The 4336-nt window shown below is 61.2% G+C and carries 7 protein-coding genes; 2 read left to right on the top strand and 5 right to left on the bottom strand.

Features of this window, described 5'->3' with window-relative positions:
- Positions 1-159 precede the first annotated feature (159 nt).
- The 5 genes from AC2VLV_RS01445 to AC2VLV_RS01425 form a co-directional block, all read right to left on the bottom strand.
- A complete protein-coding gene (locus tag AC2VLV_RS01445) occupies positions 160-318 on the bottom strand; it encodes a hypothetical protein (RefSeq protein WP_486988311.1) in 159 nt (52 codons plus the stop codon).
- 286 nt (positions 319-604) lie between these two features.
- The gene (locus AC2VLV_RS01440; protein ID WP_486988310.1) at positions 605-1099 is read right to left on the bottom strand and encodes a hypothetical protein; all 495 of its coding nucleotides are present in this window, start codon (positions 1097-1099) and stop codon (positions 605-607) included.
- Positions 1100-1312: 213 nt separating this feature from the next.
- Positions 1313-1984: a hypothetical protein gene (locus tag AC2VLV_RS01435; RefSeq protein WP_486988309.1), complete on the bottom strand. Its 672-nt coding sequence runs from the start codon at positions 1982-1984 to the stop codon at positions 1313-1315.
- A gap of 2 nt (positions 1985-1986) precedes the next feature.
- Positions 1987-2136 (bottom strand): hypothetical protein, encoded by a 150-nt coding sequence (locus tag AC2VLV_RS01430; protein WP_486988308.1) that lies wholly within the window; start codon positions 2134-2136, stop codon positions 1987-1989.
- Positions 2133-2258: a hypothetical protein gene (locus tag AC2VLV_RS01425; RefSeq protein ID WP_486988307.1), complete on the bottom strand. Its 126-nt coding sequence runs from the start codon at positions 2256-2258 to the stop codon at positions 2133-2135. The genes AC2VLV_RS01430 and AC2VLV_RS01425 overlap by 4 nt, the downstream gene beginning before the upstream one ends.
- A gap of 60 nt (positions 2259-2318) precedes the next feature.
- Here AC2VLV_RS01425 and AC2VLV_RS01420 point away from each other — a divergent pair, with 60 nt between their 5' ends.
- Together AC2VLV_RS01420 and AC2VLV_RS01415 are read left to right on the top strand one after the other, a co-directional pair.
- Positions 2319-2681 carry a type ISP restriction/modification enzyme gene (locus AC2VLV_RS01420; protein ID WP_486988306.1) on the top strand — a complete coding sequence of 121 codons (363 nt, stop codon included), beginning with the start codon at positions 2319-2321 and terminating at the stop codon, positions 2679-2681.
- Positions 2682-3143: 462 nt separating this feature from the next.
- The gene (locus AC2VLV_RS01415; protein ID WP_486988305.1) at positions 3144-4190 is read left to right on the top strand and encodes a S1 family peptidase; all 1047 of its coding nucleotides are present in this window, start codon (positions 3144-3146) and stop codon (positions 4188-4190) included.
- Positions 4191-4336: the final 146 nt, after the last annotated feature.

The raw sequence follows: 4336 nt of genomic DNA, 5'->3' as shown, positions 1-4336 counted from the left end.
TGCAGCGCGAACTTGAGGCCGCAGGATGTGCCGGCGCGCAGCACAGTGAGTGAGACTGGCGCGCCGTGCAGTGAGACCGCGAGCGCACTGGCTACCGAAACCGCTATTCGCGCTGAGCGAGGATGACGCGCAGACGTGGGTGCACGCGTATCGCAGGCATCAGCTATTTTTCTTGGGCTTACGCTTGACGCCTTGGCGAGCCGCTACAGAGGCATCTGCCATCACCCTTCCGCCGGACGGGCGACCCTTCCTGAGCTCCTTGCTTGCATCTTTCAGATCCTTCTTGGTTGGCGGCTTGATCGTTTCTTTCTTAGCCATCGGTTCCTCCCGGTAGCAATTAACAAACGTAGTCAGTGCCTTTCCCTTGGAGCAACCAGATCAGTGATCTCGAAATTGTGCAGTTGGCCGAATCGTCGATAGATATGCACGATCAACTCGCTCAGCACAACATCCGGAATGTGTAGTACTTCTGGATCGCCGTCCAGATCGACAAGCTCGTACTGATCCACATCATCTAAGAGCTTAACGGAGACACCGTGCCCGCGTAGCACCTTGAGAATGTGCCCTCGTGGCTGTGCGCCATCCCAAGGGCCTTTCTTAAGCCTCACGACAGGAGGGCTATAGCCTGCGGACGTTCTGCGCTGCAGAAGCTAAACTGCCGAGGTATCGCCGCGGGCCTTTGTGTATCGTCCGGGACATCGACGGCGATCACCATGCAGTGAAGCACGTGCCGACGTGCGCTAGCATAGTAGGCCTGCACGTACTCAGGAGGTGTTCGCGCCTTGCTGAAAAGCGCACCTAGGTCACGCCCAAGCCGCAAGTAACTCTGGATCGTGGCGGTGAATCCGCGCGCAAAACGATCCCGTGCTTCGGCTTCGGTCGCACCAGTTGCGGTGTAGTCAATTTCGAGACCCTGCGCAAAGTAGCCGCCGTCACAACTGGGCATCACCAGCACATGCAACTCAGCGCCTACGGCATGGCTCTCGCCGCTTGCCACGTGTGTCATCGTCGGCTTCGTCATAGTGATTCGGACCTCTGTCCTATCCAGAAGTTCGACTTCCTGGATGCCAAAGATCGCACATTTGCGGAATACTTGCATGAATACGCATGCTGCATGCTCGCGGGTACGGCCGCTGGTATGTGGAGACCACTGAAACGAAAAACGCCAAGCAGTTCAAAGGATTGATGTGCTTCTTTGGTGCCGTCCGTGTAGGTGTGCTCGACGCGCTCCATGTGGAACGGCGCGAAGCCCGGTGCAGGCCAGTGCCGGCGTCAAGCCAACCGGATCGTGGGCACTTATCACGGGGCGCGATCACGATTCCGTCAGCAGCAGCATGGGAATCGTCGTACCACTCAACGTGCTTTGCGTCCCGGCTGTTGCAGGTAACGCGCCATACGTTCCAGCGGCGCCGGTCAGGCACACCTTGCGCGCGCCGGTGGCGCTGTCACGCGCCATCGCTGGGCCAATCGATGCCAGCGCCAGCGCGCGCAAGGCAGGCATGCCTGAGTTGCTGAAAAACGCCACCGCCGCCCAATACAGCACGCCCGGTTGCAGCGTGAACGCGGATGTCGTGGGAGCGGTCTTCAGTCCCGTGGTAGCCGCGCCAACTCCAACGCCCGTGATCGCCAACAGACTGCCAGCAACATCGTTGTTCCCGGCACTGCGCGTGCTGCTGTAGATGCCGACATCGCCACCTGTGGAAACCAAGCCCGCCGTGGTCACGTAGTAGCCCATTGTTGCAATGGCGTAGGCGCGCGACACGCGCAGCGGGATGTAATAGACCGTCCCATTGCCCATCGTTTTGGTGGTAGCGGCATTGCCCAGCGCGTCGCCAGGCACCAGGCACTGGCCCGGACACTTGCACAGCGGATAGTCCAAACCGACCCCGCTGATGCGATCATCCACGTAACCCTTGGTCGCTGCATCCATCGGAGCCAGTGGGGCGCGCGGCAACAGCAACGGCGTGAGTGCGCGGAGCGCCATTATCACAGCTCAGTGAACATGATGGCCGGAGCCGCGGCGTCGGACACGATCGAGAAATCGGTGAACAGCACATGCGTATGCCCCGCCGGGCACTGGATCCCGATCCCGTAGTACAGCCCCGCCTTATCGGTGATGATCTTCGCGCGGCTCACAACGCGCACCGCAGCGCTTGCGCACGCAGGCCCATGTAGCGTTCGGCGTCGGCGGCCTTCAGGCGCAGCAACTCGCGCGCGCGGGCGTCGGCGGTATACAGCGCCCAGCCGGCGGGCAGCATAGTGAGCGTGGCGGGCCAGCACGCCAGCGCGGCGCGCGCACATTCAGCCGGCGCCGGGGCGTGCGCTGCTGGCAGCGGCGGCAGGGGCACCAGCCGCGGCGGCGCGGTCGTACAGCCTGCGCCAAGCAGGGTCAGCAAGAGGATCGCCAGGACACTGGCCGCATCGCGCTGGACTCGGAAACCACGCTGGCCGGCGTGCCATTCGAGGCGTGGACGTACAAGCTGGGCAACCGCAGCGCGCTGGAATGGATCCTCGACCAGTACAAGGAAAAGAAGCCGAAAGACCCGACCATCCGCGAGAAATTCAACACCTACCGCTTCGCCGATTACAAGGACAAAGTCATCGACCTGCTATCTCGCGTCACCCGTGTCAGCGTGGAGACCCAAGGCATCGTCGATGCTATGGGTAAGGCTAGGCGTTAAACATCGGGGCATCGTCGTCAGCGCGTTGCCCATGTCCGGCGTCGTGGCTGATAACGGCCAACACCAGAACCAACATTCGCTGCCCAGCGGGTGAACTGGCCCCAGTCGAACAGGAGCGGGCGGCTACGTCACCGGATGCAGGGATATAGTGTCTTGCCCAAACGATGGCGCACCCGCGCTTTGACTGGAAAAGGGAGAGATATGCCAGGGACTCCAACCGCCGACGAGATTACGGTCCGAGGGGTACTCGCGAAGTACGAAGCTGAGTTCGCATCGGCAGCGGATGCAGTCGAGAATGGTGAGTTTGCGCTCTGGGTCGGGTCAGGCATTTCAAGGCAGCGAGTCCCTTCGGCCACACGCGGACGTTTAGTTTCTATGGAGAGTCGGCCGTATCATTCGGCTATTGAGCCGGCTCCACTAAGATGCTGGGCTGGCTGCATTCTTGACACGTAGATACATCAATTGAGCACATTCGAGCCTTTCTTTATCCGCACTTGCGAGGGACCGTCCGGAACGCGGCTTCGCCTTCGCGGCTATGAACCGAAACCAGGCCAGCCCTTCGCGCCCTTCGAGATCGATGACCCGTTTGGACTGCGCAACGCGATCGTTCCGATGTTCTGCCAGCAAGTGGATGGAAGGATGTATGGCGTTGGGACAGCGTTCCATGTCGATGGCTTCGGTAACTTCCTCACCGCCTACCACGTCATCGACTGCGTTGAGAATCATCTTGCCGGACGCCCGATCCTTTTCCTGAGCATGCACGCCGTGGTGTTTGGAACGGTCAACATCCCACCGGACTGCTTCGTACCGCCGCAAGAAGTGTTCGCATCGCTGATGGAGGTGGATGATCCGATGGCCATGCTGCGGCGCCAGCCCGTCCGACGACCTGCCATCGATGTCGCGTCGTTGAAGGTCGCAGGGATTGGCCCCGGTGTACGGCCGCCAAAAACATTGCCGATGCGGACGATGGGTTGGGTACCGCAACTCGGCGAGGTCGTGCTCGCCGTGGGCTTTCCCGAACTGGATCTGTCGGAAGTCGACCCGGCTCGGCAGTCAGCCCTGCTGACCGAGGGCATGTACGGTGCTTACGGACGGATCGTCGCTGTCCACGAGGAGGGCACCAGTCACTCGAATCCGACGCCCGTGTTCCAGGTGGAGAGCGATTGGCCGCCTGGCCTAAGCGGAGGCCCGGTGTTCAACAGGAACGGCGAAGTCGTCGGTATGGTGAGCCGGTCGCTGCGCGCGGAATCCGGTCATGCCGGCGCGGGATACGCCGTGCATTTCGGTTTAGCCCATGACATTGAGCTGCTGACACCGAATGTGGACCGCTTCAATCCAGGTTGGCGCAAGTGCTGGGGCGTCTTTGCCTCGGCGACACCTGAACCAATCAGCATGCAAGCCACGATGGAACAAGCCGAAGCCGCTGCATCGAGGCTCGAGGGACCCGCCGATATCCGACCAATCGCCCATCGGTTAGGTACGACTGATTTCATGGACCTGAGGGTCTGAACGACACAATGCGGCCAGCCATCGCGTCAAGCCGACCGGCAGCGCTCGATTTAGCGGCAGGTACGCGGGACCGTGCCCCAATGGCCGCGTTTCCACATCGAATGCGCGCGGCTTACTGGTCCGGATCGATGACAGCCTGCATCAGC

It is taken from the genome of Thiomonas sp. TH-17 (assembly GCF_057473305.1).
The sequence above is the reverse complement of the archived record's forward strand: the minus strand, read 5'-3'. Positions and strand labels throughout refer to the sequence as shown.